This window comes from Sandaracinaceae bacterium, assembly GCA_016706685.1.
Lineage (GTDB): Bacteria > Myxococcota_A > Polyangia > Polyangiales > Houyiibacteriaceae > JADJJE01.
In genome coordinates this window covers 18,724-37,329 of sequence record JADJJE010000018.1, presented here as the reverse complement: position 1 = coordinate 37,329, position 18,606 = coordinate 18,724, and the positions used below count along the sequence as shown (strand labels likewise).

Annotated in this window: 12 protein-coding genes; 1 reads left to right on the top strand and 11 read right to left on the bottom strand. The window is 70.2% G+C overall.

Annotation, left to right across the window (positions count from 1 at the left end; all coding sequences use genetic code 11):
• Nucleotides 1–30 precede the first annotated feature (30 nt).
• The 6 genes from rpoN to IPI43_21780 all read right to left on the bottom strand — a co-directional run bounded on the left by rpoN (nucleotide 31) and on the right by IPI43_21780 (nucleotide 6,981).
• Nucleotides 31–1,512 carry an RNA polymerase factor sigma-54 gene (gene rpoN, locus IPI43_21805; GenBank protein ID MBK7776733.1) on the bottom strand — a complete coding sequence of 494 codons (1,482 nt, stop codon included), beginning with the start codon at nucleotides 1,510–1,512 and terminating at the stop codon, nucleotides 31–33.
• A 52-nt stretch (nucleotides 1,513–1,564) separates the two neighbouring features.
• Nucleotides 1,565–3,664 carry a dynamin family protein gene (locus IPI43_21800; GenBank protein ID MBK7776732.1) on the bottom strand — a complete coding sequence of 700 codons (2,100 nt, stop codon included), beginning with the start codon at nucleotides 3,662–3,664 and terminating at the stop codon, nucleotides 1,565–1,567.
• A complete protein-coding gene (locus IPI43_21795; protein MBK7776731.1) occupies nucleotides 3,549–4,466 on the bottom strand; it encodes a tetratricopeptide repeat protein in 918 nt (305 codons plus the stop codon). The genes IPI43_21800 and IPI43_21795 overlap by 116 nt, the downstream gene beginning before the upstream one ends.
• Before the next feature lie 39 nt (nucleotides 4,467–4,505).
• A complete protein-coding gene (pheA, locus tag IPI43_21790; protein MBK7776730.1) occupies nucleotides 4,506–5,651 on the bottom strand; it encodes a prephenate dehydratase in 1,146 nt (381 codons plus the stop codon).
• A gap of 75 nt (nucleotides 5,652–5,726) precedes the next feature.
• A complete protein-coding gene (locus tag IPI43_21785) occupies nucleotides 5,727–6,284 on the bottom strand; it encodes a hypothetical protein (GenBank protein MBK7776729.1) in 558 nt (185 codons plus the stop codon).
• A 10-nt stretch (nucleotides 6,285–6,294) separates the two neighbouring features.
• Nucleotides 6,295–6,981 (bottom strand): TetR/AcrR family transcriptional regulator, encoded by a 687-nt coding sequence (locus tag IPI43_21780; GenBank protein MBK7776728.1) that lies wholly within the window; start codon nucleotides 6,979–6,981, stop codon nucleotides 6,295–6,297.
• 28 nt (nucleotides 6,982–7,009) lie between these two features.
• On the opposite strand from IPI43_21780, the gene IPI43_21775 reads away from it, so the two are divergent.
• Nucleotides 7,010–8,824 (top strand): MBL fold metallo-hydrolase, encoded by a 1,815-nt coding sequence (locus IPI43_21775; protein ID MBK7776727.1) that lies wholly within the window; start codon nucleotides 7,010–7,012, stop codon nucleotides 8,822–8,824.
• Nucleotides 8,825–8,827: 3 nt separating this feature from the next.
• On the opposite strand, the gene IPI43_21770 is transcribed toward IPI43_21775, so the two are convergent.
• The 5 genes from IPI43_21770 to IPI43_21750 form a co-directional block, all read right to left on the bottom strand.
• A complete protein-coding gene (locus IPI43_21770; protein MBK7776726.1) occupies nucleotides 8,828–10,369 on the bottom strand; it encodes a hypothetical protein in 1,542 nt (513 codons plus the stop codon).
• Nucleotides 10,370–10,445: 76 nt separating this feature from the next.
• Nucleotides 10,446–13,907: an SNF2 helicase associated domain-containing protein gene (locus IPI43_21765; protein MBK7776725.1), complete on the bottom strand. Its 3,462-nt coding sequence runs from the start codon at nucleotides 13,905–13,907 to the stop codon at nucleotides 10,446–10,448.
• 305 nt (nucleotides 13,908–14,212) lie between these two features.
• On the bottom strand, nucleotides 14,213–14,770 hold the full coding sequence (locus tag IPI43_21760; GenBank protein ID MBK7776724.1) for a class I SAM-dependent methyltransferase: 558 nt from the start codon (nucleotides 14,768–14,770) through the stop codon (nucleotides 14,213–14,215).
• Complete coding sequence (locus IPI43_21755) at nucleotides 14,671–15,978, bottom strand: hypothetical protein (GenBank protein MBK7776723.1); 1,308 nt, start codon at nucleotides 15,976–15,978, stop codon at nucleotides 14,671–14,673. Before IPI43_21755 ends, IPI43_21760 begins: the two co-directional genes overlap by 100 nt.
• A gap of 9 nt (nucleotides 15,979–15,987) precedes the next feature.
• Complete coding sequence (locus IPI43_21750; GenBank protein ID MBK7776722.1) at nucleotides 15,988–18,396, bottom strand: ATP-binding domain-containing protein; 2,409 nt, start codon at nucleotides 18,394–18,396, stop codon at nucleotides 15,988–15,990.
• Between the last annotated feature and the right edge of the window lie 210 nt (nucleotides 18,397–18,606).

The window sequence follows — 18,606 nt, the reverse complement described above, 5'->3', positions numbered from 1 at the left end:
GTGTCTAGGGTGTCGAAATAAGAACGATCGCTAAAAGTATTTCTTCCGTTTACTGCTGCTAAGTATGCCCAGCATCTCGCGATACTTGGCGACGGTGCGCCGGGCGATTTGAATTCCGTCCTGAGCGAGGACCTCGACCAGCTTCTGGTCGCTGAAGGGGTTGCGCTCGTCCTCGGTGCTCACGATCTTCTTGATGGCCTGCTTGACGCTCTCGCTCGCGATGTCCGTGTCGTTCTCGCGGCGGATGGCGCTGTTGAAGAAGTACTTCAGCTCGAAGATACCACGCGGCGTGTGCACGTACTTGTTGCTGGTCACGCGCGAGATGGTGCTCTCGTGCATGCCCACCGTCTCGGCCACGTCGCGCAGGATCATGGGCTTCAGGTGCTCGATGCCCAGATCGAAGAAGTCTTTCTGCTTCTCCACGATGCACTCGGTGACCTTGAGGATGGTCTTGCGGCGCTGATCGATGCTCCGGATGAGCCACTGCGCGCTGCGCATCTTGTTCTGGATGTACTCTTTGGCCTTGGGGTTTCCCGACATGGCCGAGCGGTAGAAGCCGCTGATCTTCAGACGCGGCATGCCGTCGTCGTTGGCCACCACGAAGTACTCGTCGCCCACCTTGTGGACGTAGACGTCCGGGGTGATGTAGCGCGGCTCTTCGGTGAAGTAGTTGCGGCCCGGGCGCGGCTCGAACTCCGCGATCATCTGGGCGATGTCGTAGACCTCTTCCACCGCGACCTCGAGGTCCTTGGCGATGGCCGCGTAGTTCTTGCGCTCGAGGTTGCCGAGGTGATGCCGGATGACCTTGATGCACAGTTCGTCCAGGCCGAAGTGCTTGGCCTGTACCTCGAGGCACTCTTCGAGCGTGCGCGAGCAGACCCCGAGCGGGTCGAACTGCTGCATCATGCTGAGGACCTCTTCGGCGTCCTCGGGGTGCAGCCCGGCCTCTACGGCCAGGCGCGGGACCACCTCTTCCGTGGGCACGCCGTCCATGCTGAGGTAGCCGCGCGTGTCGAGGTTGCCGATGACCAGCGCGCCGAAGCGCTGCTCGTCTTCCACGAAGTCACCCATGCGGAGCTGCCACGCGAGGTGGTCCACCAGGTCTTCGGCGCGGGTGAGCGTCTGCTCGAACCCCGGCATCTCGTCATCGCCCATGCGGCCGCGGAAGCCCGGCATCGAGGGCTGCAGTGCGTGCGCCTCGAGGTAGCGCTCCCAGTCGATTTCTTCCCGCTTCGAGTCCACCGCCTCCGTGTTGGTGCGCATGGAGTCTTCGGGACCCCCCGTGGGGCCGCCGCCTTCATCATGCGAGTGGTGCACCGCCTCGGTGCTGGGGGTGACCTCGCGGGAGTCCCGGCCGTCCATGGAGTCTTCCAGCACCGGGTTCTCGAGCAGCTCCTCGTGAACCAACTCGGTGAGCTCCATGCGGGACATCTGCAGCAGCTTGATGGCCTGTTGCAGTTGGGGGGTCATCACCAGCTGCTGCGAGAGCTTGAGCTGCTGTTTGATCTCCATGAAGGCTCCGAGCCCGGGATTGGGCCAAGGACGAGTATAGACCCTCAGCCCGTCACGAATCTAGCGAAGGCGCGAGTTTCTTCGCGTCCCCAGCGGTGGGCTGCGGGTCTCCCACCCGCATCATCTCGGCCAGCACCTCGCGCAGCGCGCGCAGCGGCCCGAACACCTCGCTGCTCAGCTGTTCACCGTGGCGCTCGGCGTCAGTGGCTTCCGCCACCACCGTGCGCTCGAGAGTCTCCGCCAGCTCGGTCAGGGCGTCGCGCAACGCACCGCCCAGCTCGGCGCGGGCGTCCACCCGCACCGTGGCCAGCGCCTGCACGGCGCCTTCACGGGTAGCGGCCGCCCGCGGCAGGGCGTCTTCGAACAGCCGCCGCAGCCCACCGCCGCGCAAGAGCCCGCGCTGGTACCCCGCGTAGGCCGCAAAAGCGGGCCCCAGCGCCGCCCGCACGCGGAGGTCGAGATCGGCGCCCGAGGGGGGCGTGGGGTCGTCGGCCTCCGTGTCCGCGAGCGCCTGAGCCAGCCCGCCACGCACTTGCGCCACCAGCCGCCGCTCGGTCTGCTCGAGCGCCAGGGTAAAGCGCCGCTCCAGCAGCTCGCCGAGGAACGCCTGGTCGTCCGCCGACAGCGCGCTTCGCCCGAAGGTGGCGCCGCGCGGCTTGAGCACGCTGAGCAGCTCGTCGGCGGCGGCCTCGAGCGCCGCGTCCTCGCCCTCGATCACGGACCGCACGGCGTCGCGCGCGCGGTCGTACAGGTCTGCCTGCCGCGCGCCAACGCGACCGGCCCGCGCACGGAGCCGCGCCACCACCCGGCCCTGCGCATCCACCAGCGCGCGCTCGGTCTCGAGCGCCTGGTCGAGCACGGCCAGCAGGCGCGAGGCACAGGCGCGCCGCTTCAGCTCGCGTGAGCGCGAGAAGACCTCACGGTCGAGGTGCGCCAGGAACGCGGGGAAGCCGCTGGCCACGAGCGCTGCTTCGTCGGCCGCCAGCTTCGCCTTGAGGGCCGAGCGCCCCGACACGGTGATCAGCTCGCCCATCGCCTCGCCCGGCGCGGCGCTCGCGTCGTCTGCGGCCCAGCTGGCGCGCACCACCACGCTCACGCGCTCGAGGTCTTCGGTGGAGAGCCGGTCGCGCTTGTTGAGGACGGGGATGACCTTGCGGCCGGAGCCCCGGAACGTGGAGTAGAAGCTGGCCTCCGTCTTCTTGCCGGCCTGCGCGGCGTCGAACACCCAGAGCACCGCGTCGGCGCGGCGCGCGGCCTCCCGGGCCAGCCGCTCGTGCGCCGGATCGAGCGCGTTGGTGCCGGGTGCGTCCATGATCCAGACACGCTCGAGGTGCTCACTGGGCAGCACGATCTCCACGTGGTCCACCGTCTCGTCCGCAGCAGCCGCGTCGGCCAGCAGGTCGCGCAGGGTGTCGTAGTCGCCCTCGCGCGTGCTGCCGTCCACGCGCACCAGGCGCACACGCCGCGCCGCGCCGCCACGCAGCACGTTCAGCGTGGCGGTGGTGGGGACGATGCCCATGGGCGCCACCTCGGCCCCAATGATGGCGTTGATGAGCGTGCTCTTCCCGGCGTTGAACTCACCGAGCACGGCCAGGAGCAGCGGCCGGTCCAGCTCGTCCCGCAGCCCGCGGGCGGCCCGCGTCACGGCATCGAGCGACTGGCGGGTAGCGAAGCGGGCCACGGCGTCGATGGCCCCGGCGAGGTCCACCTCCGACGACGCCACGTCGGTCCAGCTGGCCTTGAGCGCCGCCTTGCGGAGCTCCACCACGCGCGCGTTGTCCACGCTGGCGTAGGGGCGACCACGCGCGATGCGCGAGAAGGCTTCGAGCTGAGCCAGCGCGTCGGCCGGGCGCCCTTGGCGCAGCGCCACCCCTGCGCGCAGCAGCACGCCGCGCGGCTCGTCGCCGGGGTCCAGGCCGGCCGCCGTGCTGACGTCGCCCTGCGCGAGCGCGATGAGGCCGCGAGCCAGCTGCTCCACCGCGTCACCGGGCGCCACGCGAGCGAGCGCGTCCGCGTAGCGTGTGAGTGCTGCGACGTCACTCGGGTCCGCCACACGGATGGCGCCGCGGTGCAGCTCGGGGTCGCCGCTGGCATGGGCCGCGGCCGAGACGGCCTCGGCGGCGTCTGGTCCCCGCCGCTGAGCCACCAGCACGTCGGCCAGGGTGGCCAGCGCGCGCTCCTCCTCCGCGCGCGATCGCGGAGCGCGCGTGGGTCTCGGCTTCGTCGAAGCGGCCGGCCGCCAGCTGACCTTCCGCGAGGGCGATCAACGCGGAGGCGTCACCCGACTCGGCGGCGCGACGCAGCCAGCTGAGCGACAGCTCCCGAAGGCCGGCCCGCGAGAGCGCGAGACCCACCCGCGCAGCGTCCGATGGCGACAGGTTCTTCGGGTCCAGGGACTCGGCGGCGCGCTCGCCATCCGCGGCGCGCCCCGCGGCGACGGACGCCTCGATCAGCCGCACGCTGAGCGCGTGGTCGTTGGGTGTGGCGCTCAACGCCTTTCGGAACTCGCGCACGGCGCGGTCGGGCCGGTCGCGGCGCCACTCGGCCTCGCCACGCAACCGGCAGGCCTCGGCGAACCGGGCTCCGCCCTCCTCGGCCAGGGCACGCGACGCATCACGCGCGGCGTCCACGGCGAGCTGCAGGCGGCCCGCGTCGAGCGCCATGCGCGCTGCCCAGAGCGACACACTCGGGTCCAGCGTGGAGTGGGTGCGTGCCTCTTCGAGGGCGGCCAGCGCACCCGCGTCATCGCGCATGCCAGCGCGCGCGCGAGCGAGCCCGAGCGCCGCTCGCCCCAGGCCCGGGCGCGTGGCCAACACCTCGAGGAACATGCGCTCGGCTTCCGGGAAGAGCTCCGCGCGCAGCGCGTCGTCGCCCGTCTCGAGCGCGTCGCGCACGTCCTCCGGCAACAGCAGGACATCATCCAGGAAGCGGCCAACGCGATCGAGCAGCCCCACCTCAGCCACCTCCGGCGGTTGGGGGCGCCATGGCCATGGTCAGCTCGGTCGGCGGGCGGGGTAAGAGCCGAGCACGCGCAAGAACGACGTGCACTCGCGCAGCTCGGTGAGCGCGGCCTGGGTCTCGGGTGTGGACGTGTTGCCCTCGAAGTCCACGTAGAAGACGTACTCGAAGGGCGAGTCCGGCTGTGGGCGCGACTCGAGCTTGGTGAGGTTGAGCCCGTGGTTGGCCAGCGTCTGGAGCACCTTCAGCAGCGCGCCGCCCTCGTGCTTGGTGGACAGGATGAGCGACGTCTTGCAGTGCAGCGCGGCGTCGTAGGCCACGCTCTCCTTCGCCACCATCACCATGCGCGTGAAGTTGTCCTTCTGGTCCGCGATGTTGCGGGCCAGCACTGGCAAGCCATACACACGCGCCGCCTCTTCGCTGGCGATGGCGGCTTGCGAGAGGTCTTGCTCGTCCTTCACGCGCCGCACCGAGAGCGCCGTGTCGCTGTAGGCCTCGGCGTGGCAGTTGGTGAGCGTGGCCAAGAAGGCTCCGCACTGCGCCAGCGCCACCGGGTGCGAGAAGATGCGGCGGATCTTGGTGAGCGGCACCTCGGCCACGCCGATCAGGCAGTGCTCCACGCGCTGCATCTCTTCGCCCACCAGGTGCAGGTCCATCTTGGCGAGCAGGTCGTAGTTCTCGTTGATGGACCCGGCGATGCTGTTCTCGATGGGCAGCACGGCGTAGTCCGCCATGCCGTTCTTCACCGCCTCGAGCATGGCCTTGAAGCTGGGAAAGCCCTCGTAGATCACCTTCGCGTCGCGCGCGCCGAAGTGCCGCGTGGCGGCCAGGTGGCTGTACGCCCCCTCGCCCCCCTGGAAGGCCACGACGATGGTCCTGCGCGGCGCGCCGTTGGGGTCCCCCGAGGTGGAGAAGTACTCCTGCTGGAGCCGCACCGAGTGGTCGATGATCTCGCGGAAGAGGCGCTTCACGAAGTGCGAGTCGAGCCCCGCCGCTTCGCCCCGCGCCACCAGCTTCTCCAGCAGCTCTTGCTCGCGCTGCGGGTCACGAATGCCGCGTCCACGCACCACCTTCCAGCGTGCCACTTGCTTCACCAGGTCGCGACGCTCGACGAGCGCGTCCACCAGCTTGCTGTCGACGGCGTCGAGTGCGTCGCGGAGCTCTTCCAGTTCTTGATCCACTTGCCCCCGAATGTGCCTCTTGCCGGTCCCGCCGTCCACCGCTTCGGTAGGCTGCGTGTTCGAGATGCGGCAGAGCTAGCGCGGGGCGGGCTCCACACGGCGGAGTGGGCCCACACGCTCGAGGGTAAAGAAGCTGGGCGTGCGCAGCGTGCGCGAGCCGAGGTCGAGATAGCTGCAGCCCAGCAGCAGGTCCACGCTGCCCTCGTGGAGCGCCACCAGGGGGTCGCGCGTGAGGCTCACCGGATCGAAGGGCGAGTTCCCGCCGAGGCCGTAGTCGATCATGAGCCCCTGATACATGGGCGTGGGCATGGCGTAGCCGATGGGGCGCACCACCTGATAGTGGCCGAAGCAGCGCTCCAAGCCGCCTCGCCGCTGGGGGGTGCAGGGGGTGTCCTCGCCGTCCTGTTCCACGCGCACGTTCCAGCCCCGCAGCACGCCCGTCTTGGGCTCGCGATGGAAGGTCTTCATGAACTTGCGCCAGGTCAACGCGATGACCGGGGCTGGCAGCCCCAAGCTGATGCCGCGGTACTCGCTGTCGTCGAGGGCAGCTGGGTCGATGGGGAAGCCGTCCTGCATGAGGTTGAGCAGGGCGCGCCGGTCCAAGCGCGAAACGGAGCTTGCGGTGTGCGGCATGGCGCGCAGCCTACTCCGGCTCGCGCGCGATGCCTGCCGTGGCCAGCAGCAGGTCGGCGAAGCGGGCTCGGAAGCGCGCGCGCTGCTCTTCGATGGGCTGGTCGCGCAGGCGGGCCCGCACGTGGTCGCCCATCAGCAGGTCACCGAACATGACCAGCGTCATCAGCTCCAGCCCGAAGGCGGCGTCTTCCTGGGAGAGCTTGCCGTCCTTCACGAACGCGGAGGCGAAGGCGGACAACCCCTGCGCGATGCGCGCGAGGCCCTGCTCGTTGGCGTCCGGGAACGGATCGCGCCCGTGCGCCAGCAGGTAGGCCAGCAGCTGGGCGCGCGAGGGGTCGGCCACGCGCCCGTAGACGCTCGCGAGCATGCCGCGGAGGTCGATGGGCCCCCCCGACCAGGCGCCCGTCACCGAGGCCAGGGCGTCGGCGCGCAGCTCGCGGGCGGCACGTTGGAAGAGCGCCTCGAGCAGCCCCTCGCGCGAGCCGAAGTGGTAGAGCACGCCGGAGTGGGTGACCCCGCACGCCTCGGCGATGGGCTTGAGACGGACAGCCTCGGGTCCACCCTGCTCGAACGCCGCCTGCGCCGCGTCGAGGATGTCTTGCTGCGCTTCTTCGGCGCTGCGCCGGGTGCGCGTCGCCTGAGCGGGGGGGGCAGGAGGGGTGGAAGTACGGTCTTGGTCGTCTCGGGTCATTGACATCCGTGGGTTACTAACATATTGTCAGCTCATGATTCCTGACAGCGCCCCCAGCGCTACCGAGAAACCTGGTCGCTCGCGTGCTCGCCTCGTGGCCTTCGGCATCCTGGTGCTGGGAGCCGGCGCGGCCGCGACATGGTTCTTCGCCAAGCAACCGCGCGCGCGCGAGGTGCAGACCGCGCGCGCGGTGAGCACACCCGAGACGCTGCGCGACCACTGCGAAGAGGGTGTCGGCCCACCGCGGGTGCTCCGCATCGGCGACAATGTCCTGGTGGCGGTGGGCTACGACCTGGCGAACACCATGCTGATCACCACTCCCGCAGGCCACGTGGTGGTGGATGTAGGCATGAGTCCGTCGCGCGCCCGAGAGGCCCGCGAGGCCCTCTTGCGCGAGGCGCCCGGCGCTATCCGCGCCATCGTGCTCACGCACAGTCACATCGACCATATTGGCGGAGCGACGGCGTGGATGGAAGAGGGAACCGAGGTCTGGGCGACGGAAGCCTTCCGCGACCACTTCATCAAGCAGTACGGCGCCTTCCGAATGGCCGAGACGGTACGCGGGGCGCGGCAGTTCGGTTGGCACGTGCACGAGGACGAGCTGCCCTGCTCGGCGCTAGGACGGCGGGCCGACATGGAGGCCGCCATGGAGTCCGGGATCGTCATGCCCACACGCACGTTCAGCGGCGAGGCGTCGTTCGAAGTCGGCGGTGTGCGCATCGAGCTGGTGGAGGCCCACGGCGAGACGCACGACCAGCTCTTCGTGTGGCTCCCAGACGCGCGCGTGCTGATGCCCGGAGACAACTACTACCGCTCGTTCCCCAACCTCTACACGATCCGGGGGACCAGCCCGCGCCCCGTGGACGCGTGGATCGCGTCGCTCGACGCCATGCGCGCCCGGCGCCCGCTGCACCTCGTGCCTTCGCACACCGTCCCGCTCGAGGGCGAAGACGAGATCGCCGGGGCGCTCACGCGGTACCGCGACGGCATCCAGTGGGTGCGCGATCGGGTCGTGGCGCAGGCCAACCAGGGCGTGCCCGTGGACCGCATCGCCGAGGAGATGGCCCTGCCCGTGGGGTTGGCCGAGGACCCCGCCCTGGCCCCGCTCTACGGCCAGCTCGACTGGTCGGCGCGCGCCATCTACGGCTCGCACCTGGGCTGGTTCGATGGCCGACCCGAGGCGCTCTACCCCGTCCCGGCACGTGACGTCGCGGTGCGCAGCGTGCGCCTGATGGGTGGCCCCGAGGCCGTCCGCCGCGCCGCGCGAGCCGCCACGGACGAGGGCGACCCGCGCTGGGCGCTGCACTTGTTGGTCCTCCTGCGCGACGCCGGCGAGCTGGACGCGACCGCCCAGGGCGCAGGGGCTCTCGAGCTGGCCGCGGCGCTCGAGGCCGTGGGCCAGCAGGTGGGCAACAGCAACGGGCGCGGCTATCTGCTGGAGAGCGCCAACGAGCTGCGCGACGGGGTGGCGGCGCCGCTGGTCCCACGCCCGGCGCCCAGCATGCTGGACTCGGTACCCATCGCGCAGTTCTTCGAGGTGATGGCGTCGCGCTTGATCCCGGAGCTGTCGAGCGACACCCACGAGTGCGTGCACTTCGTGTTCGAAGACACGCAGGAGTCGTTCTACATGACCGTGAGGCGCGGAGTCGCCGAGCTGGTGGAGGGCGACACGCCGCTGCCCGGGACGCCCACGCCGATCGCCACGGTGCACACGCGCACCGGCGTGTGGCGAAGGCTGGCCGCCGACCTCGAGTCGCCGGTGGCCGCGCTGGCCTCGGGTGACCTGCGTGTGGAGGGCGACGCGCTCGCCTTCCAAGCCTTCACGGCCCGCTTCCGACGCGGGCTCTAGGCTTCAGCGCGCTTCGTCCGGATGCTGCTGCTGCTGCTGCCGCAGGCGGCGACGCTGACGCTGGGCGCGACGCCGCGCCTCCTCCGCCTCCACCGCGTCGGGGTGGTCGTCGTCGTCGTTCCGACCATCTCCGTTTCGGTTCTGCACTCGATGCAGCGCGCTCTGGGCCAGGCGCGCCACCGAGCGCGTGGCGCCGGTGATGAACACGTAGAGCACGCGCTCTTCGACGCGGGTCCGGGCGTAGATCGCGGTGCTGCTGGGGTTGGTGTCGACCGACAGCGCCGACCCGCGCCCGCGCGAGCCCGCGAGCCCCATCGTCAAGTGGTAGGCGCCCACGTGGACACCGAGCCCGAAGGATGCCCCGTAGTGGTGCACCTGCTCGAGGCGATACTGACTGGTGGTGTCCGGGATGCGCGGCGCCGCGCTGCGATTGGTGAACGCGCCCACACGCCACGTGACTCCGTCGCGCATCACCCACTCGGCGCCGAGGGCGGCGTCCAAGGTCGCCATGCGTCGGGTGTCCACGGGCATGAACGGTGTGCGTGCGAGCGCCTCCTCGTTTGCCCCCGGCAGGATGCGGCGCGCGCCGATGGCACCGTGCAGCGTCACGTCGAACGCCAGGGTGAGCGAGTTGGTGGCGTGGTAGCCGATGCCCGCGCGCACCATCCACGGAATCGGCATGCGCACGCGCAGGCCCCGCTGCTCCACCAGCTCGAACGTGGTGATGGTCTGGCCGGTCATGGGGTCGATGACCGAGGAGGCGCTCTGTTGGTCGAGCGACGCCCGCGTCCGCACCGTCAGCGCGGGGGGCTGGAGCGTGATGCCCAGCGAGACCTTCGCGTTCGGGCGATAGAAGAACCCGACGCGCGGCAAGAGGCTGTAGCTGCGAGCCACGATGCGCGTGAGCCCGGCATAGCTCTCCACATCCGTGAAGCCCCCTCCCGGCGCGGGCACTCCCCCGGAAGCGATGAACAGCGTCTCGCTGTGCATCAGGCGCTGGGTGGCCAGGTACGCCGTGATGCCGAACGCCACCTTGTGCGAGAGATGCAGCGCGTAGCTCACGCCGTAGAGCGTCTGCCGGTACGTGTGATCGACGCGCACCGTGGACGGGATGCCCGTCATGGGGTGCAGCAGATCCACGCGCAGCGCGAGGTCCACCGAGGCGGGGTAGAGCGTGCTGAACGCCACCGCGTGGCGCTTGAGTCCGTCGGGGCCGTGGCGTCCGAAGCGCAAGAGCGCCGCCGAGAACACGGGCAGCGAGCGCGACGCCGACTGGCGGAGATCGGCCACGCTGTCGGGTCCGCGCACGCCGCCGAGCACGCGCGTGCGCTCGAAGGCGGTGAGCCCCAAGCTCGCCGAGAAGCTGCGGTTGGGGAGCTCGGCGAGCGCGCCCGGGTTGTAGAACGTGCCCGAGGTGTCGGCCGCGAGGCCAGTGGACGCGCCGCCCATGCCGAACGCGCGGTCACCGATGAAGACGTTCTGGTAGTGCGTCTCGTCGGCGTGCGCATGCGCTGTCGCGCCGAGCACCGCGGCCACCAGGGACACGAGCTGGACCGCTCGTAGCACCTGCAGTGACCACCTCACCACTGGCCGCTCCACACGTCGCGAGGCGCGCCGCACGTCAATCGCTGAAGAGCGACTCCACATCGGCCTTCGTCAGCCCCTTGAGCGGGCTGCCCTCGGAAGAGAGCACGTTGGCCACCAGCGAGCGCTTCTTCTCCGACAGGTCGAGGATCTTCTCCTCCACCGTGCCCGCAGCGATCAAGCGGTAGACCGTGACCACCTTGTCCTGTCCGATGCGGTGCGCGCGGTCGGTGGCCTGGTCCTCCACGGCCGGGTTCCACCACGGGTCGAAGTGCACCACGGTGTCCGCGCCGGTCAGGTTGAGGCCCGTGCCGCCCGCCTTCAGCGAGATGAGGAACACAGGGATGCTGCTGTCCGCGTTGAAGCGATCCACGCGGTCCATGCGGTCGTCCGTGGAGCCGTCCAGGTACTCGTACTTCACGCCGTCGGCGTCGAGCGCCTTGCGGATGAGCTGCAGCATCTGCACGAACTGGCTGAACACCAGCACGCGGTGGTCGCCGGCCACGGCCTCGCTCACGATCTCGCGGAGCGCCCCCAGCTTGCCGCTGTCGGCGTCGCCGAAGTCCTGATCTTCCAGCTTCATGAGGCGCGGGTCGCAGGCCACCTGACGCAGGCGCGTGAGCGCCGCCAGGATCTGGATGTGCGCCTTGGCGATGCCCTTGGTCTCCACCTCGCTGAGCACGCTCTTGCGCACCTGCTCGAGGATCTGCTTGTAGAGGCCCTGCTGGGAGTCGGCCAGCGGGACCACGATCTCCTGCTCGATCTTGGCCGGTAGGTCCACCGCGACGTCCTTCTTGAGGCGCCGCAGCACGAAGGGCTGGATGGTGTTGCGCAGGCGCCGCGCCGTCTCGTTGTCGCCCCGGTCGATGGGCCGCGCCACCTTCTCTTCGAAGGTCTTGAGCTGCCCCAGGAGCCCCGGCGACACGAAGTCGAAGATGCTCCACAGCTCGCTCAGGCGGTTCTCGATGGGCGTGCCCGTCAGCGCCAAGCGCCGCTCGCTGGCCAGCTTCTTCGCCGCGCGCGCCGTCTGGCTGAGCGGGTTCTTGATGTGCTGCGCCTCGTCCAGGATCACGTAGCGCAGGTTCAGCGTCTGCAGGAACTCCTCGTCGCGACGCAGCAGGGCGTAGCTCGTGATCATGACGTCGGCCGTCTTCAAGTCGTCGCGCCGCTCGTGGCGGTCGGGGCCCTGCCAGACCACGGTCTGCAGCGAAGGCGCGAACTTCTGGATCTCACGCTCCCAGTTGGGCACCACCGACGTGGGGGCCACCACCAGGCTGAGCTTGTCGTCTTCCAGCTGACCCTTGGCCCACGCCAGGAGGCCGATGGTCTGGAGCGTCTTTCCGAGGCCCATGTCGTCCGCGAGGATGCCGCCGCTGCCGAGCTCGTGCAGGAACACCAGCCACGAGAAGCCGAGCTTCTGGTAGGGGCGCAGCGTGGCCTTGAGCGTGCGCGGCTTCGCGATGGACGGAACCTCGTCGATGTTGTGGAGCTTCTGGAAGAGCTCCTTGGCGGAGGTGCTGACCTTCGCGTTGGGGACCAGCTTCATGAGGTCGCTGATGCGACCGGCCTGCGAGAGCGGGATCTTGCTGGGGTCGTTGCCCACGGCGATCTCCGCCATGCGCGCCAGGATGTCGCCCACTTCGTCCACGTCCACCGGCGCGTAGCTGCCGTCTTCGAGCTTCACCAGCTTGCGGCCGCTCTCGAGGCACGCCAACAGCTCGTCCTCGGCTACCACCAGCTTGCCGGAGCCGAACACCATGTCGAGCGCCAGCCAGTCCACGCCGCTCGACACGCTCATGCGCGGCGACACCGTCTCCTTGCGGATCTTGATGGCGCGCAGCCCCTCGGGGATGAGCTTGTCCCACTCGGGCGGGAGCGTGGCCACGCCCTGGGTCCAGAAGGACACGGCCTCGTCGCCCACGGCCTCCATGTACTCGCCGTCATCGTCGGGCTCGAAGCCCAGGTTCATCATGATCTGGATGGCGGTGAGCTCGAGGCCCACGTCGCGGCGCACGATGCGCGGACGGCCACCGGGCTTCTTGGGCGGCAGGAACGCCAGCGGCGGAGGCAGCCCAATGGAGGGGACCTCGAAGGTCTGCGAGCCGTAGATCACGTCGAACTTCACCGACGCGTTCACGATGTCGCCGTGGGCCTTCATGCGGATCTGCGCGGACTCGTCCACCAGATCGGCGGCCGAGCTGAGGTCCGGCAGGTCCGAACCGAGCACCATGGCCACGCGCGGGATGAAGTCCGTGAGCAAGCGCGGCAGATCGTCGTTGGGGTGCACCAGCGCCGACTGCTGACGCAGGCGCGTGAGCATGGCCGGGCTGACCGAGTCGGCCAGCGGGCGCGCGACGCCATCGGTCACGTCGATGTGCCAGCCGGGGGTGCCCTCGAACCAGCTGCCCGCGCCGACGGCGAAGCGCCGGCCGTTGTCGAGCCCGAAGGCGACCTTCACGCGCATGTGGTCCGCGTTGGCGCGGTCCAGCTCGACGCGCGGCTTCAACACCTCGGCCGAGAAGCGCAGCTCCATGCTGGCGGGCTCGAGCAGCACGCGGCGGCCGCGCAACATGCTGAGCACCTCGGAGGCGTCCTCGCCGCGGATCTCGGCGGTGGCGGGCTGCGAGCGGCTGGCGTGCCGCGCGAGCGCCCGAAAGAGCCCACGGTCGTTGGCCGACACCATGTTGAAGGACTCGAGCGCCTCGAGGATGGGCGCCGAGCGGCGCGTCCCGGCGATGACCGGCGTCAGCACGAACGACGTCGGGCGCACGGCCATGCGGTACTCGAACTCGTAGGGGCGCTGGAGCGCCTCGGGCGGCAACCAGAGGTCGAACAACCCACGCGACTCGCCCAGCGGCCCCTGCAGATCGCGCGCGGAGAGCACCTCGATCTTTCCGTCGGCCGCCGTCCCCCGACGGCGTCTGCGGCTGCGGCGGCGCTTGGTCCCGCCCACCGAGACCGTCTGCGGCACGTGCACCACCTCGGCCTTCGGCTCCTTGCCCTTGTTCTTCTTTTTCTTCTTCTTGCCGTTGCCGTTCACGGCGCCGCCACCGTCTACGTCACTGTCCCCGCCGCCGCCGCCGCCGCCACCGCCGGTCAGCGCCTCTTTGGCCTTGGGCGGCCGAACCTGGTCCCGGAGCGCCACCATGATCGCGGCCACGTGCTTGCAGTGACCGTCGGCCCCGCGCCAGCCCGGGCAGGTGCAGTGCGAGGTCCAGACGTCCTCTTCGCTCACGGTGGCCGACGTGGTGTAGGGCTCATCGGAGGAGCGGACGTTGATCTCGCCGGTGACCGTGTCGCCCTCCGCCACCAGATCTTCCACCGACTTGCGCCGCGCGTAGAGGCGGCCGCGCAAGAACGCGTTGCCCCCCGTGACGCGCTGGATGGCGCGGTCGCTCATCTTGGAAACGCGCTGGGCGACGAACGGGAGCTCGTCGTAGGGCACCACCAGGCGGTCTTCGTATTGATCCTCGTCACTGTCGTCGAGGTCGTCGTTCATCTCATCAGTGAGATCACTCACCGCGGTATCACCCATTGAAGGCGTCTCCTCGGCTCCGCGATGTGGGTGCGGAGCACGAACTCGGCGTTGTGCGTGTTGGCCGTAAGCTCGAGCGGCGGTTCCAGAGCGGCCGCCCGACGGGATCGCGAGTACGTGGGCCGAGCCATCGCGACGGTTGCTCCCACCGTCGAGTTTGGAGCTGGGGTCAGGGGGGGGATACTCCCTGTGAGCTCGGCGCGCCGCGCGCGTGTGACGCGAGCGACGACTGGGATATTGCACGGCCCGCTCAGAACCGCAAGGGGCCGTTAGCGCCGCGGTGGCTTCGCCGACTTGGTGGGTTTCCTCGCCGGGCGCTCCACGTCCAGGTGGACCATGCAGGACTTCATGGTCGGGCCGCCGGGGGGCGAGGGAAAGTCGAGCGGCGTGGGGTTGTCGACGATCCGTCCGGCCCGCCCGATCGCCGCGAGGCCCGCCTCGATGTGCTGGCGGAAGACGCGCGGCGTCATGCGGCGATCGTTCGAGGACAGCAGCAGCACACCGCGCGGCGCGACCATGGCGGCGGCGAGGCGGGTCAGCTCGATCCAGTCCGCGCCGGACGTCCAGCGGGTGTGCTTCGTCTTCGAGTAGGTGGGCGGGTCCACGATGACCAGATCGAAGCGCTCTCCCTTCGTCTGGTGGGCGCGCAGCCAGCCGAAGACGTCGGCGCGCACGAAGTCGTGCTGGCCCGGCGCGCCGAGCGCGCGCACTTGCTGCTCGGCCCAGGTCAGCGCCGGTGCGGCCACGTCCAGGGTGCACGTGCGGACGGCGCCGCCCGCCACGGCCGCCACGGTGAAGGGGCCCGTGTAGGCGAAGAGGTTGAGCACCGAGCGCCCTGTGGACAGCTCGCGCACGCGCGTCGGTTGAGCCGCTGGTCCAAGAACAGCCCCGTGCTCAGGCCATCGGCGAGGCGCACCCGGTAGGGCACGCCCTCCTCGTGCACCAGCACCTCGGAGTGGGGGGTGGGCTCGCCACGCGCCGGCAGCTCGGGCGCCAGCGCCTCCGTTCGGGTGTCACCGAGCTCGTTGCTCTGCTTGGGGCGGCGCTTCAGGTAGATGCCGCGCGCGCCGAGCTCTCCCAACACGTCGAGGACGGTGGACTCGTGCGCCAACAGCGAGTCGTCGCGGAACTGCGCCACCAGGTGCTCACCGTACACGTCCAGCTCGAGACCCGGCACTCCGTCGCCCGCTTCGTGCAGCAGACGAAACGCGGTGGTCTCGCCGCGCTCGTGCTCCACGAACAGCCCGTAGCGACGCGCCCCCGCCCGCTCGAGCGCTTGGCGCAGCCGCAGCACCAGCGCGTCGCGCGAGACCGGCGTGCCCGCCACCGCATCCAGCAGCGACAGGCGCGCAGGCAGCGCCGGGGCCACGATGCGTAGCGCCGCCTGGGTGACGGGGTGCCGCAGCCGCAGCTCCTCGGCGTGCAGCATGAGCCGGCGTGCAGGCTGGCCGCCGTACAGCACATCGCCCAGCAGCGGGAAGCCACGCGCGGCCAGCTGCGCTCGGATCTGGTGCGTGCGGCCCGTCTCGATGCGCACCTCCACCAGGGTGAAGGGCCCCTCCACGCGCTCGCGGCGCACGTTGGTGATGGCCAGCTGTCCTTCCTTGGTCGTGCTGGGCCGCACCGTCATGAGCCCATCACGCCCCTCCACCAGCTTGTCCTCGAGGCGCAGCGTGGCCGGCGGCCCCCCGGTCACCCACGCGCGGTAGCGCTTCTCCACCGTGCGGCCCTCGAACTGCGCCGCGAGGCCGGGGTTGGCGGCGCGCGTCTTCGCGAACAGCAGCACCCCCGAGGTCTCTTGATCGAGCCGCTGGTGCACACCCAGGTAGGGCAGGCCGTCGCGGCCGAGCTCACGGACCACCCCCGCGTCACGCTCCGCGAGGTACAGCGAGAGCCGGTGGCGCGCGTCGTCCGGCGCCTCGGGGCGCGCGCTCTGGCTGGACATGCCGGCCGGCTTGTCCATGGCGATGAGGTGCTCGTCCTCGTGCAGGATCCACGCGGGGTCGAAGCGCGTGAACGTGCGCGCGAGCCCCATGACGGTGCCTCAGCTGGCCTCGGCGCGCAGCGCCTCGGGGAGCAGCAAGGAGGGCGTCCCGCTGGACGTCACCCACAGCTGATGCGCCGCGCGCGTGGCCGCGATGTGCAGCAGGTGGCGCGCCTCGTCGTCCGCCGGATACGTGGTGGTGTTGCACTCCACCAGCACCACGTAGTCGAATTCGAGGCCCTTCACCTGACGCACGTCGGTGACGTCCACGCCCGCGCGGAACGGGAAGTCCTGCTGGGCGATGCGCCGCAGGTTGGGCACCTCACCGCGCCGCAGGCCCTCGTGGTACTCGTCGGCCTGCTCCGGAAAGCGTGTGATCACGCACACCGAGGCCAGCGGCTCGGACAGCGCCAGGTTGCGCAGCGCCTCCGAGAGGAAGCCCACCGCCTCGCCGCTGCCGCCGAAGCGGAACAGCTCCACCGGCGCGCCGCCGCGGATGGCCTGTCCGGTGACCTCGTTGCGCAGGTGGCCGAGGATGTCCGTGGCGAACTCGATGATGGGCGCGGTGGAGCGGTAGGCCAGCTTGAGCGGCTCGATCTCCACGTGCGAGAGGCCCAGCTGCGCCAGCACCGTGCGCCAGTCCGTGAAGCCGTTGTCCATGTGCAGGCGCTGCGCCACGTCACCCGCGAAGGTCACGCTCTTGTCGCCCGCGTAGCCGGCCACGGTGTCGAGCACCACCGACATCTCCACCGGGCTCAGGTCCTGCGCCTCGTCCACGAAGGCGTGCTGGTAGATCTCGGCGTGACGCTTCTTCGAGCGCAGCGGCCCCACCAAGCGCTGGTAGGCGTGCAGCAGGAGCGCGTCGTCCTCGCGGTCCAGCAGGTAGACCTCCTTCTCGCTCGCGCCGTCGATGCCGTGGTCGTGGTCGCTCTCCTCTTCGGCAGGCGCCTCGCCGTCGCGCTCGCGGTCCAGCCGCTCTTCGCGGTGGGTCACGATCTCGCTGCAGCGGCGCGTGCAGTACGAGTGGCACCACGCCAGCTCGGTGTCCGACAGGCCCGGCACGGCGTCGCGGTGGAAGGCGTCGCGGATGAGCCCCGGGTCGGTCAGCACCTCGGCCCACAGCGAGACCACGTCGCCCGCGCGCTCCACTTCGGTCGTGATGCTGCGCAGCAGCTCGAGCCGCCCGCTGCTCTGCACCATGCGCGACTCGCCCTCGGCGTTCTCGAGCCAGGCGTGGAGGGCGTGGAGCCGCGAGATGATGGGCTGCCCCTCGCTCTCGGCGAAGGCCCGCAGCGCCCGCGCGCCACCCTCGTAGCGCTTGGCGATGTCCACCAGGCGCGTGCTGATGCCGTGGGCGATCTTCGCGATGCGCTCGTCGAACACCTCTTTCAGGCGCGGGTGCTTCTTGAAGCGGATGACGTGCGCCGGAGTGTCCTCGCTGACCGCCAGCGGCAGGTGCGGGAAGTGCCTGCGGCGCAGCTTCTCGGCCCAGTCCTCGTAGGTGACCACCTGCACGCCGTCCACGCCCAGCGAGGGCAGCACGCGCGAGATGTAGCGCACCAGCGCGTCGTTGAAGACCACCACCAACATGGCCTCGGGCGTGAAGCGCAGCTTGTCTTGGAACGCCAAGTACGCGAGGCGGTGCAGGCCGATGGTGGTCTTGCCGCTGCCGGCACCACCCTGGATGACCACCACGCCCGACGTGGGACGGCTGATCAGGTCGAACTGCCGCGGGTCGATCAGCGCCGTGATCTCGGCCAGGCCCTTGTCCTCGCGCGCGTCGGCGTCCCCCACACCGAGCGTGCCCGGCCGGTGGTGCGACTCGGGCCGCATGGCCGCGCCCTGCCCGCCCGACAGCGCCACCGCGCTCTGGCTGAGCCGGCGCCAGGTGCCGTCGGCGCGGCACTGAAAGCTGCCCTGGGGCGTTCCGATGCGCTTCAGCATGGCGTTGGTGATGCCCAGCGTGCGCCGCAGCAGCACCTCGCCCTCCACGTCACGGTCGCCGAACGTCTCTTCGTAGTCGTCGCCCTCTTCGTAGCGGTAGTAGATCCGGCTCACCGGGGCGTCGCGCCAGTCCACGATGCGGATGCCCGTCTTCGGGTCCAAGAAGGTGGCGCGCCCGATCAAGACCTCGCGCTTCTTCTCGTCCTCTTCGAGCACCAAGCGCCCGAAGTAGGGCGAGCGCTTGTCGATGATCCCCTCACTGACCTTCGAGCGCCGCAGCTGCACCTGCTGGAGGCGCTCCATCTCTTCCACCAACGGCGGGATGTCCTCGAGGCGCGCGTCGCGGATCTGGTCGCGCAGCGCCACCAGGTCGGCGTCGTAGTCGGCCTGGCTCGTGGCTCGGCGCGGGCCCTCTTCGCGGGCCACCAAGGTGCGCTGCACGCGGGCGAGGACCTTCAGTTCCTCGTCGACGATCTGCTCGAGCTCGGAGTCCGTTTCGGTCGGCGTGGCGGAAGGAGTCGTCATGGGGCGGGGGCTCGGGTTCGAGGGTCGGACGGAGTAGCACGGATCAAAGGTCGATCCAGGCGTTGCCGAGCGACCTCGAATGCACGAGTGGAGCGCGGCCCTTCAGGAACGAAAGCTCGCCGGCACCTCGACGCGCTGCGTCATGAAATCGAGCATCTCGGAATCGTTCAGGTTTGCGCGCGACACCGCGCTCCTTCAGGCTGGCACGAG